This window comes from Oceaniglobus indicus, assembly GCF_002751875.1.
In the GTDB taxonomy this organism is placed as follows: Bacteria; Pseudomonadota; Alphaproteobacteria; order Rhodobacterales; family Rhodobacteraceae; genus Oceaniglobus; species Oceaniglobus indicus.
This window is the reverse complement of record NZ_NMZM01000001.1, coordinates 450,531-470,802: the sequence shown is the minus strand read 5'-3', so window position 1 is coordinate 470,802 and position 20,272 is coordinate 450,531. Positions and strand designations below refer to the sequence as shown.

21 protein-coding genes are annotated in these 20,272 nt (G+C 64.0%); 7 read left to right on the top strand and 14 right to left on the bottom strand.

Translation table 11 applies throughout. The annotated features are described in order from the left end of the window. Positions 1 to 9: 9 nt before the first annotated feature. From CFP68_RS02220 to CFP68_RS02210, 3 genes are all read right to left on the bottom strand, one after another. A complete protein-coding gene (locus CFP68_RS02220) occupies positions 10 to 1,308 on the bottom strand; it encodes a TRAP transporter large permease (RefSeq protein WP_099823988.1) in 1,299 nt (432 codons plus the stop codon). Beyond that, positions 1,309 to 1,779, bottom strand: a complete 471-nt coding sequence (locus CFP68_RS02215; protein ID WP_099823986.1) for a TRAP transporter small permease — start codon at positions 1,777 to 1,779, stop codon at positions 1,309 to 1,311. It abuts the gene before it with no gap. 66 nt (positions 1,780 to 1,845) lie between these two features. After that, positions 1,846 to 2,850, bottom strand: a complete 1,005-nt coding sequence (locus CFP68_RS02210) for a sialic acid TRAP transporter substrate-binding protein SiaP (protein ID WP_099823984.1) — start codon at positions 2,848 to 2,850, stop codon at positions 1,846 to 1,848. Between the two features lie 155 nt (positions 2,851 to 3,005). Here CFP68_RS02210 and CFP68_RS02205 point away from each other — a divergent pair, with 155 nt between their 5' ends. The 4 genes from CFP68_RS02205 (at position 3,006) to CFP68_RS02190 (ending at position 6,102) form a co-directional block, all read left to right on the top strand. Continuing rightward, complete coding sequence (locus CFP68_RS02205) at positions 3,006 to 3,926, top strand: dihydrodipicolinate synthase family protein (protein ID WP_099823982.1); 921 nt, start codon at positions 3,006 to 3,008, stop codon at positions 3,924 to 3,926. A 10-nt stretch (positions 3,927 to 3,936) separates the two neighbouring features. Next, positions 3,937 to 4,602, top strand: a complete 666-nt coding sequence (locus CFP68_RS02200) for a GntR family transcriptional regulator (protein WP_099823980.1) — start codon at positions 3,937 to 3,939, stop codon at positions 4,600 to 4,602. Between the two features lie 97 nt (positions 4,603 to 4,699). After that, on the top strand, positions 4,700 to 5,377 hold the full coding sequence (locus CFP68_RS02195) for a GntR family transcriptional regulator (protein ID WP_099823978.1): 678 nt from the start codon (positions 4,700 to 4,702) through the stop codon (positions 5,375 to 5,377). 167 nt (positions 5,378 to 5,544) lie between these two features. Further along, positions 5,545 to 6,102, top strand: a complete 558-nt coding sequence (locus CFP68_RS02190) for a L,D-transpeptidase (RefSeq protein ID WP_099823976.1) — start codon at positions 5,545 to 5,547, stop codon at positions 6,100 to 6,102. Between the two features lie 20 nt (positions 6,103 to 6,122). Here CFP68_RS02190 and CFP68_RS02185 read toward each other — a convergent pair whose 3' ends face one another. The 3 genes from CFP68_RS02185 to CFP68_RS02175 form a co-directional block, all read right to left on the bottom strand. Continuing rightward, positions 6,123 to 7,523: a TRAP transporter large permease gene (locus CFP68_RS02185; RefSeq protein WP_099823974.1), complete on the bottom strand. Its 1,401-nt coding sequence runs from the start codon at positions 7,521 to 7,523 to the stop codon at positions 6,123 to 6,125. 1 nt (position 7,524) lies between these two features. After that, positions 7,525 to 8,166, bottom strand: a complete 642-nt coding sequence (locus tag CFP68_RS02180) for a TRAP transporter small permease subunit (RefSeq protein ID WP_099823972.1) — start codon at positions 8,164 to 8,166, stop codon at positions 7,525 to 7,527. Positions 8,167 to 8,232: 66 nt separating this feature from the next. Then, positions 8,233 to 9,243, bottom strand: a complete 1,011-nt coding sequence (locus tag CFP68_RS02175) for a C4-dicarboxylate TRAP transporter substrate-binding protein (protein ID WP_099823969.1) — start codon at positions 9,241 to 9,243, stop codon at positions 8,233 to 8,235. Between the two features lie 187 nt (positions 9,244 to 9,430). On the opposite strand from CFP68_RS02175, the gene CFP68_RS02170 reads away from it, so the two are divergent. After that, the gene (locus tag CFP68_RS02170) at positions 9,431 to 11,236 is read left to right on the top strand and encodes an ABC-F family ATP-binding cassette domain-containing protein (RefSeq protein ID WP_099823966.1); all 1,806 of its coding nucleotides are present in this window, start codon (positions 9,431 to 9,433) and stop codon (positions 11,234 to 11,236) included. Here CFP68_RS02170 and CFP68_RS02165 read toward each other — a convergent pair. From CFP68_RS02165 to CFP68_RS02150, 4 genes are all read right to left on the bottom strand, one after another. Continuing rightward, positions 11,233 to 11,949 carry an RlmE family RNA methyltransferase gene (locus CFP68_RS02165; RefSeq protein WP_099823963.1) on the bottom strand — a complete coding sequence of 239 codons (717 nt, stop codon included), beginning with the start codon at positions 11,947 to 11,949 and terminating at the stop codon, positions 11,233 to 11,235. The genes CFP68_RS02170 and CFP68_RS02165 overlap by 4 nt on opposite strands. Before the next feature lie 75 nt (positions 11,950 to 12,024). After that, positions 12,025 to 12,708 carry a M48 family metallopeptidase gene (locus tag CFP68_RS02160; protein WP_099823960.1) on the bottom strand — a complete coding sequence of 228 codons (684 nt, stop codon included), beginning with the start codon at positions 12,706 to 12,708 and terminating at the stop codon, positions 12,025 to 12,027. A 37-nt stretch (positions 12,709 to 12,745) separates the two neighbouring features. Continuing rightward, a complete protein-coding gene (locus CFP68_RS02155; RefSeq protein WP_145953378.1) occupies positions 12,746 to 13,252 on the bottom strand; it encodes a DUF6653 family protein in 507 nt (168 codons plus the stop codon). Positions 13,253 to 13,387: 135 nt separating this feature from the next. Then, the gene (locus CFP68_RS02150; protein WP_099824209.1) at positions 13,388 to 14,884 is read right to left on the bottom strand and encodes a CoA-acylating methylmalonate-semialdehyde dehydrogenase; all 1,497 of its coding nucleotides are present in this window, start codon (positions 14,882 to 14,884) and stop codon (positions 13,388 to 13,390) included. Positions 14,885 to 15,019: 135 nt separating this feature from the next. Between CFP68_RS02150 and CFP68_RS02145 the strand changes: the two genes are divergently transcribed. Next, on the top strand, positions 15,020 to 15,454 hold the full coding sequence (locus CFP68_RS02145) for a CBS domain-containing protein (RefSeq protein ID WP_099823953.1): 435 nt from the start codon (positions 15,020 to 15,022) through the stop codon (positions 15,452 to 15,454). A 93-nt stretch (positions 15,455 to 15,547) separates the two neighbouring features. Continuing rightward, complete coding sequence (coaD, locus tag CFP68_RS02140; RefSeq protein WP_099823951.1) at positions 15,548 to 16,042, top strand: pantetheine-phosphate adenylyltransferase; 495 nt, start codon at positions 15,548 to 15,550, stop codon at positions 16,040 to 16,042. Here coaD and CFP68_RS02135 read toward each other — a convergent pair. The 4 genes from CFP68_RS02135 to CFP68_RS02120 all read right to left on the bottom strand — a co-directional run bounded on the left by CFP68_RS02135 (position 16,039) and on the right by CFP68_RS02120 (position 20,193). Next, the gene (locus CFP68_RS02135; RefSeq protein WP_099823948.1) at positions 16,039 to 17,256 is read right to left on the bottom strand and encodes a bifunctional alpha/beta hydrolase/OsmC family protein; all 1,218 of its coding nucleotides are present in this window, start codon (positions 17,254 to 17,256) and stop codon (positions 16,039 to 16,041) included. The genes coaD and CFP68_RS02135 overlap by 4 nt on opposite strands. 311 nt (positions 17,257 to 17,567) lie before the next feature. Beyond that, positions 17,568 to 18,185, bottom strand: a complete 618-nt coding sequence (locus CFP68_RS02130) for a hypothetical protein (RefSeq protein ID WP_145953377.1) — start codon at positions 18,183 to 18,185, stop codon at positions 17,568 to 17,570. Between the two features lie 171 nt (positions 18,186 to 18,356). Continuing rightward, positions 18,357 to 19,763 carry a type I glutamate--ammonia ligase gene (gene glnA / locus CFP68_RS02125; protein WP_099823944.1) on the bottom strand — a complete coding sequence of 469 codons (1,407 nt, stop codon included), beginning with the start codon at positions 19,761 to 19,763 and terminating at the stop codon, positions 18,357 to 18,359. 91 nt (positions 19,764 to 19,854) lie between these two features. Further along, entirely contained in the window at positions 19,855 to 20,193 is a 339-nt protein-coding gene (locus CFP68_RS02120) for a P-II family nitrogen regulator (protein ID WP_099823942.1), read from the bottom strand. Between the last annotated feature and the right edge of the window lie 79 nt (positions 20,194 to 20,272).

Below are 20,272 nucleotides of genomic sequence, written 5' to 3'. Positions count from 1 at the left end.
ACGCCCGGCTCACAGCAGGCCCGCAACCTTGGGCAGCCACAGCGACAGAGCGGGGAAATAGGTGATCACCAGCAGCGCCGCAATCAGCACCGCGATGAACAGCCAGATTTCGCGGATCATGGCGTTCAGCGGTATGCCGTTGGTGGCCTTCAGGATGAACAGCAATATGCCATAGGGCGGCGTGATCAGCCCGATCATCAGGTTGACCACCACGACGATACCGAAATGGTTCAAATCGATCCCCAGCAACAGCGCGGTCGGGATGAACAGCGGCACCACCACCAGAAGGATCGTCGAGACGTCGATGAAGCAGCCCAGCACCAGGAACAGCAGGTTCACCATCAGAAGGAACATCCACGGTTCCATCTGATAGCTGTTGAACAGCGCCAGCATCGCCTCGGGCAGGCGTTCGACCGAGACGACATAGTTGAAGATATAGGCGCCGCACAGGATGATGGTGATGACGGCGGTGGTGCGGGCCGACTCCAGCACCACGCCATAGAACGCCCGCCACCCCAGGGCGCGATAGGCGATGACCGACAGCAGCAGCGCATAGGCGGCGGCGACGGCGGCGGCCTCGGTCGGGGTGAAGGCTCCGGAATAGATGCCGCCCAGCAGGATCACCGGCATCAGAAGCGGCGGAATGGCGCGCAGCACGATCAAGGGAAATGCGCGCAGGGCAATCGCCGGTTCCACCGGAAACCCCCGGCGACGCGACACGATCATCACCGTGATGCCCAGCGCCGCGACGATCAGCATCGCCGGGATCACCCCCGCCAGGAACAGCACACCGACCGAGGTGGACGACACCAGCGCATAGAACACTAAGGGGATCGATGGCGGAAAGATCGGCCCAACCACCGATGATGCGGCGGTGATCGCACCGGCGAACCCGGGGGGATAACGGCCCTTGTCGGTCATCATGTCGGTCAGCACCTTGCCGACCCCCGCCACATCGGACACCGCGCTGCCGCTCATCCCCGAAAAGATCAGGCTGGTCAGAACGTTGACCTGTGCCAGCCCGCCGGGAAACCGCCCCACCAGCGCCAGCGCGAATTTCAGCAACCGGTCCGAAATCTGGCCCGCGTTCATGATGTTGGCCGCGAAGATGAACAGCGGCACGGCAAGTGCGACGAAATTGCCGAAGATGCCGTTCAGCACGCTTTCGGCCGCCAGCCCCACGTCGCGCCCCGACATGGCCAGATAGAACACGCTGGACGCGATCATCGCCAGACCCATGGGCGTGCCGGTCACCGTAATGGTGAGAAGGATCGCCAGCATGATCGGAAAGGCATATTCAGCCAGCATTCACGATGTCCCCCGCGGCCGCAGGATCTGGCCGATGCGCCATGCCGCCTGCACGGCGACGGCGACGACGAACAGGATGTAGCAGCTGAACACCCAATGCATGGGCAGCCGCATGACCGGCGATTTCTTGCGTGTCAGAAAATCGAGGTAATCCCACGTATAGGGGATCAGCAGCACGAAGGCGCCCAGCAGCGCGGCCATCGACACCAAGTCGAAAACCCGCCGCGTGCGGGGCGACACCGCGTCATGGACCACGTCGAACGTCACATGGGCGCGCAGCGGCACCATGAAGGCGGTGGCCCAGAACACCGACCAAACGAACGCGATCAACACCGCCTCTTCGGTCCAGGGCAGGGGCGCGTTCAGCGCATAGCGCCAGAACACCTGAACCACGAATCCGGCAAAGGTGAACAGGAACAGCAGCGCGCCGATGGCGTCGGCTATTGCCTTGGTGATGGCGACGATTTTCATGAAGAATCCCCGAACATGACAGGGGCGGGTGCCGCGCGCGCCCGCCCCTGTCCGATCCGTGCCGGTTTACGGTGCCAGCGCATTGATCAGGTCGACCCAGCCTTCGGGCCAGTCCTTGGCGCGGTCGGAGGTCATGTAATAGTCCTGAACGTGGCTGCGGAACGCGTCGACGTCGGGCGTCGTCACCGTCAGCCCTTCGGATTCGAAGAATTCGACCAGCCGCGCCTCTTCCGAGATGCGCTTGTCGTTGTTCCAGTCGCAGGCGGCGACAGCGGCGTCCTGCATCGCCGTCTTCTCGTCGTCGCTCAACTGCTCCCAGGTCTGGTCGTTCACCATGATGTTCACGCCGTCCACCAGGTGCGATGTCAGGGTGATCTGCTTGGTCACCTCATAGAACTTGGCGGCCTCGACCGTGGGCAGGGGGTTGTCCTGGCCGTCGATGGTGCCGGTCTGCAGCGCCAGGTAAACCTCGGAGAAGGGCACCGGTGTCGGCTGTGCGCCCAGGGCCTTGCCAAGGAACAGCCAGGCGTCCGACCCCGGCATCCGCAGCTTGACCCCGTCCATGTCGGCGGGCGTGTTCACCTCGCGCACATCGCGCAGGTTCAACTGGCGCGTGCCGAGATAGCAGATGTCGAGGATGTGCAGACCCATGTCCTCGGCCACGCGCTTTTTCACCTCGGTGCCGATCTCGCTTTCCATGACGGCGCGCAGGTGCTGGGGGTTCTGGAACAGGTAACCGGCGGTGAACAGGCCGTATTCCGGGATCGCATCGGCGATCTGCTGGAACGAGACATAGGCCAGCTCGGCGTTGCCTCGTTGCAGCGCATCCAGATCGGCCCCCTGAGCGAACAACTTGCCCGAATCGTAAAGTTGCACATCGAAGCGGTCGGGCGCGGCGTCGTTCAGGGTGTCCTTGAACACCTGCATGGCCTGGGTGTGGATGTCACTGGGCACCGATGCGGTGGTGAACTTCAGCTCGATCGTGTCCTGCGCCAGCGCCAGCGTCGCGCCCAATGCGGTAATCGCGACCGACCCTGCCAGCCGTGCGGTGATCTTTCCCAATTTCGTCATGCCGTTCCTCCCTGAATGCACATCTGTCCGGTTCCGCCGCCCGATGGGCAAGTGTGGAACGCGGTGTCAAAGAACGTTGCAACAATCGCGCGGTTCTGTAAACATCAAAGGTGACAGACTGATCGTATCAGTCATGAACGCCATGGAGAGCCCCCTTGACCAAACCCCGCCTTGCCGGTGTCATCGCCGCGTCCGTCACCCCGGTCACCGCAGGGGGCGAGATCGACGTCGCCCGCCTGGCCCGCCACATCGGGCGGTTGCACGCCGACGGCTGCGACTATGTCTCGACCTTCGGCACGACGGGCGAGGGTGCGTCGCTGGGCAGCGCACAGAAAGCCGCCGCGCTGCATGAGCTGGCCGAGGCCGGCATCGACATGGCGCGCCAACTGCCGTCGGTCATGACGCCCACGGTGGCGGACGCCGCGCTGTCGCTGCGCACCGCCGGGCTGTTGGGGTGCCGCGCCGCGCTGGTGCTGCCGCCGTTCTATTATCCGTTCTGGACCGATGCCGGCATCGTCGATTTCTTCGCCGCCGCCACCGAGATCGCCGAACGCGATGCCCCGCCCGTGGATCTGGTCCTGTACAACATCCCGCAGTTTTCCGGCGTGCCGTATTCGCCTGACCTGGTGGCGATGATGATCGACCGGTTCGGCGACCGGGTGATCGGCATGAAGGATTCCACCGGCGATCTGGACAACGGGATCATGCTGGCCAAGACCTTTCCGGCGCTGTCGATCTTTACGGGTGACGACCGGGTGTTGCCGCATCTTCTGCGCGCTGGTGGGGCGGGGATCATCGGCGGCATGCCGAACCTGTTTGCCGCCGATCTGCGCCGGATCGTGGCCGATCCCGACAGTGCCGAGGCGGCGGAAGCGTCGGAAAAGTCAGCCCGCAGGATCGAGGTGCTGGACGGCAACGGCGGTCTGGCGGCGATCAAGGCGGCGCTGGCGATCTATGGCGACGATCCGGGCCTGAGCCAGGTGATGCCGCCGCTGCGCGCGCTTGACGACGCCACCGCGCGGCGGGTCGTGGCGATGGTGGATGAAACCGGGTTCGCCTATGCCCACGGCGAGTGACGGCGCATAGATGGCAACCACGCGATCCTCCGACGCGCCGCCGGTTCCCGGCAAGCTGGCCGCCTATGAACGGTTTCAGGCGGCGCTGTTGTCGGGGGCGTTGCAGCCGGGTCAGTTCGTGTCGCAACGCACGCTGATGCAGATGCTGGATCTGTCCATCGGGGCGCTGCGTGAATTGCTGCCCCGGCTGGAGACCGAGGGTCTGTTGCGCGTCATGCCGCAACGGGGAATCCAGATCACGGTGGTCGATCTGGCGATGATCCGCGATGCCTTCGGCTTGCGCATGGCGCTGGAACGCGAGGCGGTAATCGTCTGTGTCGATCGGCTGGCGGACGATATCCTGCACCACCAGCGCCGTCTGCATCTGGACCGGCTGGCGGTGCAGACCGCGACGGACGGGTTCCTGGACGAATGCCAGCAGATCGACACCGCGTTTCACCAGCTGCTGATCGATACCACGGGCAACGCCCTGTTGATCCGGGCCAATGCGGTCAACGCCATCCGGATACGGCTGATAAACCGCGACCGGATCCGGCTGTCGGCCGAGACGCTGGAGCAGGCCTTTCGCGATCATCTGGCGGTGATCGACGCGCTGTTGGCGCGTGACCGGGGGACGGCCGTGGCCGCGATGGAAACGCACATCCGCAGATCCCATTCCAACGCCATGCAGGGCTGAGTGCGCCGTCGGATTACGATTTGCGGCCGGATCGCTATTGATCGTGCCAGCCCGAGGCCGGAATGCCGCGCATCCGGTCCCAAACCGTGAGATCCCGATGGACCGCTCCCGCACCGATCCCGCCCACCCCCCGGACACGCCACCGCGCGATCAGGCCTATGACAGCTTCACCCAGAAGCTCCTGTCGCGTCAGTTGCGCCCCGGCCAGTTCCTGACCCAGCGCGAGATGGTGGATATCACCGGCCTGCCGCTGGGCGCGATCCGCGAGGTCGTGCCACGGCTCGAGGCCGAGGGCCTGCTGCGCACCATGCCAAGGCGCGGGATGCAGATCGCACCGATCGATCTGAACCTGATCCGCGAGGCGTTCCAGTTTCGCGCCATCATCGAACGCGAGGCGGTGGCGATCCTGTGTGCGCAGATCACCGACGCCGCGCTTGCCGACCTGCGCCGCAGCCACGAGGCCATGCGCGATGCGGCACTGGCCGGAACGCTTGGGGCCGAGGATAACGCCCGCGCCCAACGGATCGACTGGGGCCTGCACGACACCATCGTCGGGGCGACGGACAATTCGATCATCACCGCCGCCTATGCCGTCAACGCGGTCAAGATCCGCCTGATCCACAACGAACGGGTGCGCATCGAAGGCCGGGTGGCCGATGCCATGGGCGAACACCTGTGCATCATCGCCGCGCTCGAGGCCCGCGATGCGGCCGCCGCCGCCGATGCGGTGACCCGGCACATCGAAAGCGCGCGGCGGATCGCCCTGAACCCCTGATGTCCGGCCCAATCTGCTGACATCGCATCACATCCTCGTTCTTGTTGTTTCAGACAGGGGTGGACGCGGTTGCAGCATCGGTGTGGCGGTCTTAAATCTCAGAGTGGCTGTTCTATGGGCCGCACCCACTGGGGTTTGGCCGACGCGGCTGGAAGAAAGGAAAGAGTATGAGCAGTTCCATGACAAGACGTGGCGCGCTGATGTCCGGGTTCGCCGTGGCCGGTGGCCTTGCGATGCCCGCCGTCCTGCGCGCGCAGACCGTTGACCGGCGCAATGCTTCGGGGTTCGTCACCCAGCGTTGGCAGGATCACTTCGATGATCTGGGCGTGGCCACCATCGTCGCCGACACCGGATCGCGCGCGCTGCATTACTGGAGCGGCGACGGCTCTGATTACCGCGTCTATCCGACGTCCGTGCCGATCAGCGAGGAACTGACCAAGCGCGGCTATACCAGCATCGTGCGCAAGAAGGAGGGCCCGGACTGGACCCCGACCGCGTCGATGATGGAACGCTTTCCGCATTATCGCTATATGCCGCCGGGCCCGGACAACCCCCTCGGCACCCATGCGATGTATCTCAGCTGGCCCGCGTATATCATCCATGGCACCCATGATACCCGCAAGATCGGGCGGCGGTCATCCGATGGCTGCATCGGGCTCTACAATGCGAAGATTGCCGAGCTGTTCCAGATCTGCCCGGTGGGCACGCAGGTGCGTCTGATCTGATTTCGGCGCCGCGGGGCGGTTCACGCCAGTGACGGCAACCACAGCACGATCGCGGGGAAGGCGACCAGACCCGCGATCGTCAGCGCGTCGGCGACGAAGAACGGCGCGACCCCTTTGAACACGTCCTGCACCGTCAGATCGTCACGCACACCGGCGACGACGAAACAGTTCAGGCCGATGGGCGGCGTGATCAGGCAGAATTCTGCCATCTTGACCACCAGGATGCCGAACCAGATCGCGCACATCGGTCCCGACATGCCGAATGCCGACTCGGCCGCGGACACCCCCGCGCCGCCGTTCAGCGCCATCACCGCCGGATAGACCACCGGCAGCGTCAGCAGCAGCATCCCGATGGCGTCCATGAACATCCCCAGCACCGCATAGGCCAGCAGGATCAGCACCAGCGTCAGCATCGGCGATTGCTCAAGCCCCGTGATCCAGTCGGAAAACGCGCCGGGCAGATCGGCAAAGCCCAGGAACCGCACATAGATCAGCACGCCCCAGATGATCGAGAATATCATCACGGCCAGCTTGGCGGTTTCCAGCAGGGCCGATTTCAGCTCGGCCCAGCGCATCCCGTGCCACAGCGCCATCAGCAGCACGACAAAGGCGCCCAGCGCGCCACCCTCGGTCGGGGTGCCCCAGGCGTCGCCGCCGAAGGGGTTGTAGATGAAGAAGATGATGATCACGACGACAAAGACGATGGGCAGGGCCGGGGGCAGGGACGCGAACCGCTGGCGCCAGGTAAAGCCGCGCACCGGCGGGCCGAAGTTCGGCAGGATCAGCGCCATGCCGACGATCAGCCCGGTATAGACCAGCGCCGAGAAGACGCCGGGAATGAACCCGGCCAGCAACAGTTTGCCCACGTCCTGTTCGACAATGATCGCATAAATGACAAGGATCGCCGAGGGCGGGATCAGCGAGGCCAGCGTGCCCGCCGCCGCAACGACTCCGGCCGCGAATTTCTTGTCATATCCGATCTTCAGCATTTCGGGGATGGCGATGCGCGCGAAGACGGCGGATGTGGCGACCGATGCCCCAGACACGGCGGCAAACCCCGCAGTTGCGAACACCGTGGCGACACCCAGACCGCCGGGCAGCCAGCCGACCCAGCGGCGCGCGGCCTCGAACAAGGCCTGCGTAAGCCCCGCGTAATACGCCAGGTATCCGATCAGGATGAACGTCGGGATCAGCGACAGCGCCTGGGACGAGATCTTGGAATGGGGCACCTGGCCGGCGGTTTTCACGGCCACCGTCAGCGCCCAGAAGAACTCGTCGCCCGCGTATCCCTTCTTGGCCCAGAAGATCCAGACCAGCCCCACCACACCGGCCAATGCGGCGGCAAAGGCGACCCGCATCCCCACGATGACAAGCACAAGCATCCCGGCCGATACCGCGATGCCGATTTCGATGGAGGTCATGTCAGCGGTTTCCCTTGGGGCCGGCGGTCATCAACTCGGCCTCGGCGGCGGCGATTTCGGCCACGCTCTGGACCAATGGCACGGCGACGGGATTGTCCAGCCCGAGGATCAGCGCCCGGCCATAGCCCCAGACCTGCAACACCAGCCGCAGGCACAGCACCGAAAATGCAACCGGCACCAACAGCTTTGCGGGCCACAGCGGCAGGCCGATGTCGATCGAACTGTCGCGCGACCACAGGGGCGAGGCGAAATCGAAGCTGCGCTGGAAATGCGCCCAGGTGCCCCAGACCATCAGCACCATCAGGATCAGGATCGCCAGCGTCGTCACCAGTTCGGCCAGCCACAGCGCGCGGCCCTTCAGCGCGCCCACCACCATGTCCATGCGGATGTGGCCGCCGACCCGTTGGGTGAACGCGATGCCCATGAAGGCGATCAGCGGCATCGCCTGTTCGATCCAGTCGACATAGCCGCGCAAGGGGGCGCCGAAAACATTGCGCCCGCCGACGTTCCATACCGCCATCAGCATCAGCGAAAACACGGCCAGACCCGAGATCAGGCACAGCACGGTTTCAAGGCGGAACAAGCCGCGGTCAAGACGTGACAGAAGCGAGCCGTCTTCAAGGACGGATGCGGAACTGGCCATGGGATGTCCTTTGGCAACGGGGTGCGGCGACCCGAAGAACGCCGCACCCGAACCGGCGTGCGCGGATTACGATCCGTTCGCGACCATGCCGGTCACGAGGTCATAAAGCTCCTGCGCGGGCAGGCCGCGGCCGGCGTTTTCCTCGATCCATGCCTGGGCGGCGGGTTCCGCCGCCTTCGACTTGAACTCGGCCAGTTGCTCGGGCGTGAACTCGATCCGCTGAATCCCCTTTTCGTCCAGCAGGGGCCCCCACTTGGCCATCGTCTCGTTGTTGTAATAGTCGATGTAATGATCCATCGCGGCGTCGATCGACGACATCAGCGCCTCGCGTTCGTCATCGCTCAGCGCGTTCAGCGCATCGGTGTTGGCGACGACGGGACAGTTGACGGTGCCGGGGTTCAGGTTCGTCGTCCACCAATCGGCGTTTTCCGTGGTGCCGAACGACATGTGGGCGTGGGGCGCGAAGGACACCGCCTTGACGACACCGCTGTCCATCGCCTGGCGCACCTCGGTGGCGGACATCGAGGTGGGCACCGCGCCGACCGCTTCCATCGCCGCACCGATGCCGCCCGTGGCGCGCACCGACATGCCTTCGAAATCCGCCAGCTTTTCGGGGGCATCGCCCATGCCGATCAGGTTGTATTGGGGCAGGGGCGACGGCATCAGCAAGGTCGCGTTCCAGCGGGCCAGATCCTCGGCCACGGCCGGATGCTCATAGACGGCCATCGAGATCTCGGTTTCCTGCTCCAGCGTTTCGATGCCGAGAAACGGCAGTTCCATCACCGTGATCGACGGGTTCTTGTCGGCGTGATAGCCGGCACAGAACTGCGCCATCTCGAAGGCGCCGATGGAAATGCCGTCAAGGTTCTCGCGCTCGTTGCTGAGACCACCGTAGGAAATGTTCAGCGTGAACGCGCCGTCGGTCTTTTCGCTGACCAGCTCGGCCAGCTTTTCGACGTGTTCGGTGAATGCCCGCCGCTTGCCCCAGAGCGAGACATTCCATTCGGTCGCCATCGCCTCGGTGGCGAAGGCAGTGGCAAGGGCGGCAACGGCCACACGGCCCAACAGCTTGTTCATCGGGTGTCCTCCCAGACATTTTTTTTGCATTGGTCAGAACCATAGGCGCAAGGCGGCGATCCCGCCAACAGGGAATCTTGCGCCGATGCCGGGGCCGTTACGGAATTTGCGTCAAATCGTGCCGGGGCCGGCGGGCCGTGGCGTGCGGCCCGTTGACCTTCGCACGGGCCATGTATAGCTGCCAGCCATGGCACGCGCACCCCTTCTTCAGCTCTCTGGCATCTCCCTGACTTTCGGCGGCGATCCGGTGTTTTCCGATCTCGATCTGGTGATCCAGCCGGGCGACCGTGTCGCCCTGGTCGGGCGCAACGGGTCGGGCAAATCCACCCTCATGAAGGTGATGGCCGGTCTGGTCGAACCCGACAGGGGCGATGTCGTCATCTCGCCGGGCACCGGCGTCGGATACATGGAACAGGATCCCGACATGTCCGGTTTCGCGACGCTGGGCGATTACGCCGCCTCCGCGCTGGACGTGGGCGAGGAATACCGCGTCGCCATGGTGGCCGAGGGCCTGAAGTTCGACCCGGATCGCGACACGGCGGTCGCCAGCGGCGGTGAAAAGCGCCGCGCCGCGCTGGCGAAACTGCTGGCCGAGGCGCCGGGCCTGATGCTGTTGGACGAGCCGACGAACCATCTGGACATCGAGGCGATCGCCTGGCTGGAAGATGAGCTGTCGTCGACCCGCACCGCCTTCGTGCTGATCTCGCACGACCGTGCGTTCCTGCGCCGTCTGGCCAAGGCGACGCTGTGGATCGACCGCGGGCAGGTGCGCCGCCAGGACAAGGGGTTTGATTCCTTCGAGGAATGGCGCGATACCGTCTGGGAAGAAGAGGACATGCAGCGCCACAAGCTGGATCGCAAGATCAAGGCCGAAGCGCGTTGGGCGGTCGAAGGCATCTCGGCCCGGCGCAAGCGCAACCAGGGCCGCGTGCGCGCGTTGGGCGAATTGCGCGCCGAGCGTTCGGAACAGATCAGGCGGCAGGGCACCGCCGACATGGCGCTTGAGGCGGGGCCGAAAAGCGGCAAGCGCGTTGTCGAAGTTCAAGGCATTTCAAAGGCTTTCGGCGACAAGGTGATCCTTGCCCCGTTCGATCTGCGGATTCAGCGCGGCCAGCGCGTCGCCTTTGTCGGGCCCAACGGCGTGGGCAAGACGACGCTGCTGAAGATGCTGACCGGCGAAATCGAACCCGACACCGGCACGGTCCAGCTTGGCACCAACCTGGATATCGCGGTGTTCGACCAGAACCGCGCGCAACTGGACACCGACGCGACGCTTTGGGAAAACCTGACCGGCGATCCGGGTCTGGGCGTTTCGGGCGCGGCGGATCAGGTGATGGTGCGCGGCGCGCCGCGCCACGTCGTCGGATACCTCAAGGATTTCCTGTTTTCCGAGGCACAGGCCCGCGCGCCCGTCCGATCCCTGTCGGGCGGCGAAAAGGCGCGTCTGTTGCTGGCCAAACTGATGGCACGTCAAAGCAACGTGTTGATCCTGGACGAACCGACCAACGATCTGGATGTCGAAACGCTGGACCTGATGCAGGATCTGCTGGGCGATTACGACGGCACCGTTCTGCTGGTCTCGCACGACCGCGATTTCCTTGACCGGGTGGCGGACACCACCGTGGCGATGGAAGGCGACGGACGCGCCACCGTCTATGCCGGCGGGTGGAGCGATTACCGCGCCCAACGCGGTGCGCGAACCGAACCCGAAGCGGCCCCGACCGCCCCGACAAAGCCCAAAGAAGACAAGCCGGCAAAAGCGAAGCCCGCCAAGATGAGCTTTTCGGAAACCCACCGCCTTGAAACCTTGCCGGACGAAATCGCACGGCTGGAGGCCGAAATCGCCAAGCTGGAAACGCTTCTGGCCGATCCCGAGTTGTTCACCCGCGAACCCGTCAAGTTCAAGAAGGCGACCCAAGCCCTTGTTTCGCGTCAGGAAAAGCTGGCCGAGGCAGAAACCGAGTGGCTTGAGCTGGAAGAGAAGGCGTCCTAGCCGCGGAAGCCCGTGGCGACCACGAACTTCTCGGACGAATCCGACCGCGACGCCGGCGGCTTGACGTTTGCCACCTTGGTGAACTTCTGCTTCAGCAGCTGCTGCAACTCATGCTCGGCGCCGCCGGCCAGAACCTTGGCCACGAAGGTGCCGCCCGGCTCCAGCACGTCGAATGCGAAATGCGCCGCCGCCTCGCAGAGCGAGATGATGCGCAGGTGATCGGTCTGCTTGTGGCCGGAACTTGAGGCCGCCATATCCGACATCACCACATCGGCCGTGCCGCCCAGCCACGCCTTGACCTGCTCATCCGCGCCTTCGGCCAGGAAATCCAGCTGGTGAATCTCGCAGCCCGCGATCGGCTCGACCTCCTGAATGTCCAGCGCCAGAACACGGCCCTGCGCCTTGCCGGGACGGTCAGCCAGCGCATTCACCCGCCGCGCCGCAACCTGGCACCAACCGCCGGGTGCACAGCCCAGATCGACCACCCGCGCGCCCGGCACGAGGAACCGGTACTTGTCGTCCAGCTCGAGGATCTTGAACGCGGCACGGCCGCGATATCCCATGCTCTGGGCCTTCTTGACGTAGGGGTCGTTCAACTGGCGCTGCAACCACAGGGTTGACGACAGCCGACGACCGCGCGCCGACTTGACCTTGACGGTCAGGTCGCGTTGTCCGCGTCCGCTGCTTTTCCTGTCGCGGGGGGGTGTTGCCATGTCATTTTCCTTGCACTTGCCTGCAGCATACAGCACGCGCCGGTGCTGCGCCATGGGGCGCTTGCTGGGCGCCGCTCAGCCGTTCCAGCGCGCGGTATTGCTCTCGATGGCGGCGATGCGTTCGGCGGTTTTCGGATGACTCATCAGCCACGCGGGAGCCGCGCCGCTGTTCGCGCCGGTCAGGGCCTCAAGCTTGACGAACAGTGATTTCTGCGCCTCCACACCGATCCCGGCCTTGGTCAACAGGGCCGAGGCATAGGCGTCGGCCTCGTATTCGTCCTTGCGCGACAGGCGCGCCGCCAGAAGCGAGGTCAGGAACCCCGCGATCATCACGCCGATACCGGGCAGGAACCGCGACAGCACCATGGCCATGGCGGTGCGCAGCGCGTTCTGACCGGAAAAGTCGATCATTCGCCGCCGCGAATGACCCAGCGCGACATGCCCCAGCTCGTGCGCGATGACGCTGGCCATCTCCTCGGCGGTCACTTCGCCGGCGCGGTATTTCTCGTAAAAGCCCCGCGTGATGAAAATGCGCCCGTCGGGCGCGGCCAATCCGTTCACCGGCGCGATTTCATAGACGTAAACCTTGATCGCCTCCAGATCCAGGGCGGTTGCCAGCCGCTGTGTCAGCTTGCGCAGGGTGCCATCGGCCAGCTCGCTCGACTTCTGGTCCAGCTCGCGCGCCGTGCGCCACGCCGAAAAGTGATACATGGCAAAGCCATAGATGATGGCCAGAAGGATCGGTGTGAATTTCAACATGTCATCAAGATGGGCGCGCGTGGCCCCACTGGCAAGCCTATCGCACCCAGCCGGCATAGGGCGAATGGACGCGCGCCATATCCGCGTGCAACCAGACCATGCGATCCATCATCCACAGCCTGAACAGCACCGACAGGGCAACGCCAAGGCCCGTCACCCACGGATCCAGCACCCACAACCCCCACGCCACCGGAACCAACGCCAGCGCCCCCGCCCACGACAGCAACGCCGCCGCCCGGGCATGGTGGGCCGGCACCGGCACTTCGCCGCTGCTCAGCCAGACCCGTTCGCCAAAGGTCGCGCGCGAGAACCAGTTGTCGGTGCGCGCGGGTGGCGGAAACGCCCGGGGATTGAGCCAGGCCCAGACCAGCAAAAGGGCGACCGGCACCAGGCACCACCAGCCGATCCACACCCGGCCATGAACCGAAAGCGCCAGAAGCGGCAGCACCGGCAGCCGGGTGATCGCCGACCACGGGTTCGCATGGCGCTCCCACACCGGATCGCGCATCGAAAATCGGGCTGCAAGGCGGCTCATCGTGGCCATGGTGCGAACCTCCGGTTTGCGGGACGCGCCGGGTATGGAGGTTTTGCGGCGTCACGTCAAAGCCCATTGCCCAAGGCGTTCGCCCCGCTTCTTACTGATCCAAATACTCCCGCGCGGAGCGCTCCGGCGCCAACGTCACTCCATGGCCCGGAAGTTGAATTCGCCCCCCTGGCGGATCCCCGAGGGCCAGCGCGCGGTCACGGTCTTGGTGCGGGTATAGAACCGGAAGGCATCGGGCCCGTGCTGGTTCAGATCGCCGAAGCCGGATTTCTTCCAGCCGCCGAAGGTGTGATAGGCCAGCGGCACCGGGATCGGGACGTTGATGCCGACCATGCCGATGTTCACCCGGGCGGCGAAATCCCGCGCGGTGTCGCCGTCGCGGGTAAAGATCGCGGTGCCGTTGCCGTATTCGTGGTCCATGGCGTATCCCATCGCCTCTTCATACGTCTTGGCCCGTACCTGGCATAGAACCGGGCCGAAGATCTCCTTGCGATAGATATCCATGTCGGTCGTGACATGATCGAACAGGTGCGGGCCGACGAAGAAGCCGTCCTCGTATCCCTGCATGGTGAAACCGCGTCCGTCGACCACCAGCTTGGCGCCCTGGTCGATACCGGTTTCCACCAGTTCCAGGATGTTGCGTTTCGCCGCCGCCGTCACGACGGGCCCGTAATCGACATCGCTTCCAGCGGTATAGGGGGCGATCTTCAACCTCTCGATCCGCGGCACCAGCCTTTCGATCAGCGCATCGGCTGTCGCCTCGCCGACGGGCACCGCCACCGAAATCGCCATGCACCGTTCGCCCGCGGCACCGTATCCCGCGCCGATCAATGCATCCGCCGCCTGGTCCATGTCGGCGTCGGGCATGACGATCATGTGGTTCTTGGCGCCGCCGAAGCATTGCACCCGCTTGCCGTTCGCACAGCCGCGGGCATAGATATATTGCGCGATAGGGGTCGAGCCGACAAAACCCACGGCCTGCACGGTGTCGTTGTCCAGGATGGCGTCCACCGCCTCCTTGTCGCCGTTGACGACTTGCAGCACGCCGTCGGGCAGACCGGCCTCCTTCAGCAGTTCGGCCAGCATCAGCGGCACCGACGGGTCACGCTCCGACGGCTTCAGGATGAAGGCGTTGCCGCAGGACAGGGCCGGTCCCATCTTCCACATCGGGATCATCGCGGGAAAGTTGAACGGCGTGATTCCGGCAACAACGCCAAGGGGTTGGCGCAGGGAATACATGTCGATTCCCGGGCCGGCGCCATCTGTGAACTCGCCCTTCAGCAGATGTGGTGCGCCGATGCAGAATTCGATCACCTCCAATCCGCGCTGCACGTCGCCTCTCGCATCCGGCAGGGTCTTGCCGTGTTCGCGCGACAGGGCCTCGGCCAGCTTGTCCATGTCGCGGTTCAGCAGGCGCACGAATTCCATCATCACCCGCGCGCGGCGCTGGGGATTGGTGGCACCCCAGGCCGGCTGGGCGGCGGCGGCGCGGGCGATCGCGTCGTCGACCTCGGATTTCGTGGCCAGCGGCACCTGGGCCTGGACCTCGCCCGTGGCGGGGTTGAACACGTCGGCGGTGCGTCCCGATCCCGTGACATGGGCGCCGTCGATCCAGTGGGTCAGCGTTTGCATCGTATCCTCCAGCAAGTTTGACGCCACCCTAGGCGCATCGCCCATGGGCGGAAAGCCGCGTTCGCGCCGCTTGACACATGCACCATGCGTGGGCGACGCTAAAGACATGTCAACCGTCACGAAAGGCGTCCTGTCATGTTGGTACAGCAGATCCTCAACGGTAAACCGGATTCAAGCGTGTTCACCCTTGCGCCGGGCACATCGGTGGCCGAGGCCGCGAAACTTTTGTCGGACAAGAGGATCGGCGCGATCATCATCTCGCAGGACGGCACCGTCCCGGCCGGGATCCTGTCGGAACGCGATATCGTGCGCGAACTGGGCAAACGCGGCCCCGATTGCATGTCCGACAAGGTCGATGACCTGATGACCACCAAGCTGATCGCCTGTGCCCCCGACGAGGCAGCAGTGGTCGTTCTGACCAAGATGACCGAAGGGCGGTTCCGCCACATGCCAGTGATGAAGGACGGCGTGATGATCGGGCTGATTTCGATCGGCGACGTGGTCAAGGCGCGGCTGTCCGAACTGGCGATGGAGCGTGACGCCCTGGAAAGCATGGTGATGGGGCACTGACACTGTCGCCGGGACGCGCGGCCTCTGGTTCCGCTTGCAATCGTGAACGCAATAATGTTGCGTGCAGGCCAATGCGATCAGGAGAGGACGCCCATGCGTATCGGACTTTATCCCGGCACTTTCGATCCCGTAACGCTGGGACATGCCGACATCATCCGCAGGGCGTGCCGCCTGGTCGACCGCTTGGTGATCGGGGTCGCGATCAACCGCGACAAGGGGCCGTTGTTCACGCTGGAAGAACGCGTGGCAATGATCGAGGAAGCGTTCGGCACCGAACACGCTGAAACCGGCACCGAGATCGTCGTTCATCCCTTCGACAACCTCCTGATCGATTGTGCCAACGACGTGAAGGCATCGCTGATCATCCGCGGGCTGCGGGCGGTTTCCGATTTCGAATACGAATATCAGATGGTCGGAATGAACCGCGTCATGGATGACAGCGTCGAGACGGTGTTCCTGATGGCCGAGGCCCGCCACCAGGCGATCGCCAGCAAGCTGGTCAAGGAAATCGCCCGTCTGGGGGGCGATGCGTCGCATTTCGTCAGCCCGGTGGTCGGTGCGGCGTTGAACGCCAAGCTGCAACGCTAGGCGTCGTCCGCCAGCCGCGTCACGACCGTGGCGCCTTTTTCCAGCGTGCGATGCACCGGACAGCGTCCGGCGATTTCCAACAGGCGTTCACGTTGGGCGGGATCCAGATCGCCCTCGATACGCACCGTGCGGGTGAAGGTGTCGGCGTGCTTGTTCTTTTTCGCGGCGTCCTCGGCGTGGACACGGTCATGGGTGACATCCACACTGACGTGGCGAAGCGGCCATTCCTTGCGCCGCGCATACATGCGCAGCGTCATCGACGTGCAAGCCCCGAGCCCGGCCGCCAACAGGCCATAGGGCGTCAGGCCGCGGCCCGTGCCGCCGAAATCCACCGGCTCATCGGCCAGGACATGGGCGCCGGTGCTGGCGGTGATGTCCTGAAGAAACCCCTCGGGGTCGGCTTCCGAGACGCGCACCACGCCTTCGGGCGGGTCGTCGGGGGCCGCCTGGGGCGCCAGGTCGAGATAACGCTCGGACCATGCGGCAATGACACCGGCCGCGTATTCGGCATCTTCGGGTCGGGTGATCAGGTGATCAGCGGCGTCCAGCGTCACAAAGCTCTTGGGATGGCGCGCGGCGACGAAGATGCGCGTGGCATTGTCGATTCCCACGACCGCGTCACGGGGGGCGTGCATCACCAGCAATGCGCGTTTCAAATCGCGGATTGCCGGCGTCAGGTTTTCGCCGCGCACGTTGTCGACGAAATCGCGCCCGATCCGAAACGGCCGCCCACCCAAATCAACGGTCGCTTCGCCCTCGGCGTCGATGGTTTCAAGCGCGCCGTCGAAGTTATGGGTGACATGCTCGGGATCGAAGGGCGCGCCCAGGGTCACGACCGCCCGCGCCGACGGGATCTGTCCGGCGGCCTTCAGCACCGCCGCCCCGCCCAGCGAATGACCGATCAGCAGACCCGGCGCCATGCCGAGTTCGGCCAGGTGGGCGGCCGCCAATTCAAGGTCGGTCACGTTCGAGGTGAAGGTGGTGTTGTGAAATTCGCCCTCGGAATGGCCCAATCCGGTGAAGTCGAATCGCAGCACCGCCAATCCCATGGAAGCCAGCCGCCCCGCGATGCGGCGGGCGGCGTGGATATCCTTGGAACAGGTGAAGCAATGGGCGAACAGGGCCGCGCCGCGTTGTGGGCCGTCGGGCAGATCCAGCCGTGCCGCCAGTGTGTGACCGTCGTGCCCCTTGAACGTGACCTTCTTCGTCGCCATCGCGTGTTCCTTCCGTGGTTATGACCAAGGTGGAGACGATTCGAACAGGGTGCAAGGCCATGACCGGTTATTGAGAAGACGACACCGGGCGCCGATCGGATCGATACCGATCGCCGGGCGCTGCGAAACGGCGGCGGGATCGGAGCAGGGGCGGCGCAGTCATCCGCGCCTTTGGCCGGGCGTGACACCCCACCCATGGCCAAACCGCCGATGGCTGATCATCCGGCCCGCGCCAACCATTGCCGCGGCGCGATCTGGCGCAGGTGTCGTGGCATCGCCTCGCGCGGATGATGCGATGCGGACGTGGTGTGTCAGGAATTCAGGGTGGCGCCCGAACCGGGGGCACCCGCGCTCAGCCGTTCCAGGCGTTCACGCAGCTTCTGGCGGGCCGAGGCGAACAGGTCTTCGATGCCGATGATCGGTTCGGAAAAGACGGTCATCGACGGGTGCGCCGCCAGGGCCGGCTCTTGGAAGACGACATCGCAGGCGTCGTCGAGATGCCGGATCTTGGCCGCGCGGGCCGGCACCTGCTTGGAGATGTGACGCAGGGCGCGTTTCATCAGCGCCAGCCGTCTGGCGGCCAGGAATTCCTGTTCTTCCGCCTTGATCGGGGTTTCGACGCTGATCTGAAGCCGGCAGGGGCGCTTGGGGTCGCGGTGCATCGTCAGCAGCGTGCCGTCGCCGATGAAATGGATGTCCTCATGGTCGGCGACACCCAGGGTCTTGAACTCGAACCCTTCAGCGGCCAGCGCGGCCTGCAAATGGATCGCAAGATCGATGAGTCCGACGGCTTCGCCGCGGCGATGAACAATCACACCCAAGGTTTCTTCAAAACGTATGGTCACGACTTTACTCCACTCGATGTTATTACAATCATGAGTTGCATTCGAATGTGGAAAAATTGCGGCGCGACGTTCGCAATCCGACATGAAACCGGATTTTTAACCTTGATTGTTCAAAGATACGCGGTAGTTTATTGCGGGCGCAACAAAAAACGACGCTTTTTCGTAAAAAAGTTGGATTGTTGTTGCTGCAACGAGATGCGGTAAACGAAAAAGGACGCCTTAAGGCGTCCTTTCCCGGTATTTCCGGCTGCCCGATCAGCAGCTGTAATACATCTTGAACTCGATCGGGTGCGGGCTCTGTTCATAGGCCAGAACCTCTTCCCATTTCAGATCGGTATAGCCCTGGATCTGGTCCATCGTGAACACGTCACCGGCGGTCAGGAAGTCGTGATCCTTCTCCAGCTCCAGCAGGGCTTCGCGCAGGGTGCCGCACACCGTCGGGATCCCGGCCAGTTCTTCGGCCGGCAGGTCATACAGATCCTTGTCCATGGCTTCGCCGGGATGAATCTTGTTCTTGATGCCGTCGATCCCGGCCATCAGCAGTGCCGAAAAGCACAGATAGGGGTTGGCCGAGGGATCGGGAAAGCGTGCCTCGACCCGCTTCGCCTTGGGCGATTCAGCCCACGGAATACGGATGCATCCCGACCGGTTCGATGCGGAATAGGCGCGCAGCACCGGCGCTTCGAAACCGGGGATCAGCCGCTTGTAGCTGTTGGTCGACGGATTGGTGAAGGCGTTCAGCGCCTTGGCATGCTTCAGGATGCCGCCGATATAATACAGCGCGGTATCCGACAGGTCGGCATACTTGTCGCCCGCAAACGTCGGCTTGCCATCCTTCCAGATCGACATGTTGACATGCATCCCGGTGCCGTTGTCGCCCGTGATGGGTTTCGGCATGAACGTGGCCGACTTGCCATAGGCATGAGCGACGTTGTGGATGATGTACTTGTATTTCTGCAGGTTGTCCGCCTGCCGGGTCAGCGTGTCGAAGATCAGGCCGAGTTCGTGCTGGCACGACGCGACCTCGTGGTGGTGCTTGTCCACCTTCATGCCGATCCGCTTCATCGTCGACATCATTTCCGAGCGCATGTCCTGGGCATCGTCCACCGGGTTGACCGGGAAATAACCGCCCTTCAGGCCCGGACGGTGCCCGGTATTGCCCATCTCGTATTCGGTGTCGGTGTTCCACGAACCATCCACCGCGTCCACCTCATAGGAGACCTTGTTGATGGCCACTTGGTAGCGGACGTTGTCGAAGATGAAGAACTCGGCCTCGGGCCCCATATAGGCGGTGTCGCCGATGCCGGTCGATTTCAGGTATTCCTCGGCGTTGCGGGCGGTGCCGCGAGGGTCGCGTTCGTACCGCTCCATGGTGTCGGGTTCATAGACCGTGCAATGCACCGCCAGCGTCTTTTCGGCATAGAACGGGTCCATGTAGGTGCTGTCGGTGTCCAGCATCAGTTTCATGTCCGACTTTTCGATCGACTTCCAGCCGCCGATGGACGAGCCGTCGAACATCAGGCCGTCTTCCAGGAACCCTTCGTCGACCTGGTCGGCCACCATGGTGATGTGCTGCAATGTGCCGCGCGGGTCGGTAAAGCGGACATCGACGTATTCGACGCCTTCGTCCTTGATCGTCTTCAGCATGTCGGCTGCGCTCATGGTGGCCGTCCTCTTTTGATTTTCCCAAGTTTACAGACCGCTGTGGCGCGGCCATTCCGATCCAACGCCCGCACGGGCGCCGGGTGCGATATCAGAGCGCGTCGCTGCCGGATTCACCGGTGCGGATGCGGATCGCCTGTTCGACGTTCGACACGAAGATCTTGCCGTCACCGATCTTGTCGGTCTGTGCCGCGGCGATGATCGCGGACACCGCGGCATCCACCTGTTCGTCGTCCATCACGACTTCGATCTTCACCTTCGGCAGGAAGTCCACGACGTATTCGGCCCCGCGATACAATTCGGTGTGCCCCTTCTGACGGCCAAAGCCCTTGACCTCGAGAACACTCAACCCCTGCACCCCGATCTCCTGAAGCGCTTCCTTCACCTCATCCAGCTTGAAGGGCTTGATGATCGCTTCGATCTTTTTCATGCGTCGACTCCCGGCGGCTTGCTGATCCCGGTCAAACCATTTCCAACCGGGCACCACAATTCTACAGTAATACGCAGGG

Excerpts from the sequence above, each read along its gene's own strand:
- CFP68_RS02195 (WP_099823978.1), top strand. The coding sequence starts at position 4,700 with ATGGACCGCTCCCGCACCGATCCCGCCCACCCCCCGGACACGCCACCG.
- CFP68_RS02175 (WP_099823969.1), bottom strand. The coding sequence starts at position 9,243 with ATGAACAAGCTGTTGGGCCGTGTGGCCGTTGCCGCCCTTGCCACTGCC.
- CFP68_RS02170 (WP_099823966.1), top strand. The coding sequence starts at position 9,431 with ATGGCACGCGCACCCCTTCTTCAGCTCTCTGGCATCTCCCTGACTTTC.
- CFP68_RS02130 (WP_145953377.1), bottom strand. The coding sequence starts at position 18,185 with ATGTCGGATTGCGAACGTCGCGCCGCAATTTTTCCACATTCGAATGCA.
- CFP68_RS02120 (WP_099823942.1), bottom strand. The coding sequence starts at position 20,193 with ATGAAAAAGATCGAAGCGATCATCAAGCCCTTCAAGCTGGATGAGGTG.
- CFP68_RS02185 (WP_099823974.1), bottom strand. The coding sequence starts at position 7,523 with ATGACCTCCATCGAAATCGGCATCGCGGTATCGGCCGGGATGCTTGTG.
- CFP68_RS02180 (WP_099823972.1), bottom strand. The coding sequence starts at position 8,166 with ATGGCCAGTTCCGCATCCGTCCTTGAAGACGGCTCGCTTCTGTCACGT.
- CFP68_RS02155 (WP_145953378.1), bottom strand. The coding sequence starts at position 13,252 with ATGGCCACGATGAGCCGCCTTGCAGCCCGATTTTCGATGCGCGATCCG.
- CFP68_RS02210 (WP_099823984.1), bottom strand. The coding sequence starts at position 2,850 with ATGACGAAATTGGGAAAGATCACCGCACGGCTGGCAGGGTCGGTCGCG.
- CFP68_RS02220 (WP_099823988.1), bottom strand. The coding sequence starts at position 1,308 with ATGCTGGCTGAATATGCCTTTCCGATCATGCTGGCGATCCTTCTCACC.
- CFP68_RS02215 (WP_099823986.1), bottom strand. The coding sequence starts at position 1,779 with ATGAAAATCGTCGCCATCACCAAGGCAATAGCCGACGCCATCGGCGCG.
- CFP68_RS02165 (WP_099823963.1), bottom strand. The coding sequence starts at position 11,949 with ATGGCAACACCCCCCCGCGACAGGAAAAGCAGCGGACGCGGACAACGC.
- CFP68_RS02145 (WP_099823953.1), top strand. The coding sequence starts at position 15,020 with ATGTTGGTACAGCAGATCCTCAACGGTAAACCGGATTCAAGCGTGTTC.
- CFP68_RS02190 (WP_099823976.1), top strand. The coding sequence starts at position 5,545 with ATGAGCAGTTCCATGACAAGACGTGGCGCGCTGATGTCCGGGTTCGCC.
- glnA (WP_099823944.1), bottom strand. The coding sequence starts at position 19,763 with ATGAGCGCAGCCGACATGCTGAAGACGATCAAGGACGAAGGCGTCGAA.
- CFP68_RS02150 (WP_099824209.1), bottom strand. The coding sequence starts at position 14,884 with ATGCAAACGCTGACCCACTGGATCGACGGCGCCCATGTCACGGGATCG.
- CFP68_RS02200 (WP_099823980.1), top strand. The coding sequence starts at position 3,937 with ATGGCAACCACGCGATCCTCCGACGCGCCGCCGGTTCCCGGCAAGCTG.
- CFP68_RS02160 (WP_099823960.1), bottom strand. The coding sequence starts at position 12,708 with ATGTTGAAATTCACACCGATCCTTCTGGCCATCATCTATGGCTTTGCC.
- CFP68_RS02135 (WP_099823948.1), bottom strand. The coding sequence starts at position 17,256 with ATGGCGACGAAGAAGGTCACGTTCAAGGGGCACGACGGTCACACACTG.
- coaD (WP_099823951.1), top strand. The coding sequence starts at position 15,548 with ATGCGTATCGGACTTTATCCCGGCACTTTCGATCCCGTAACGCTGGGA.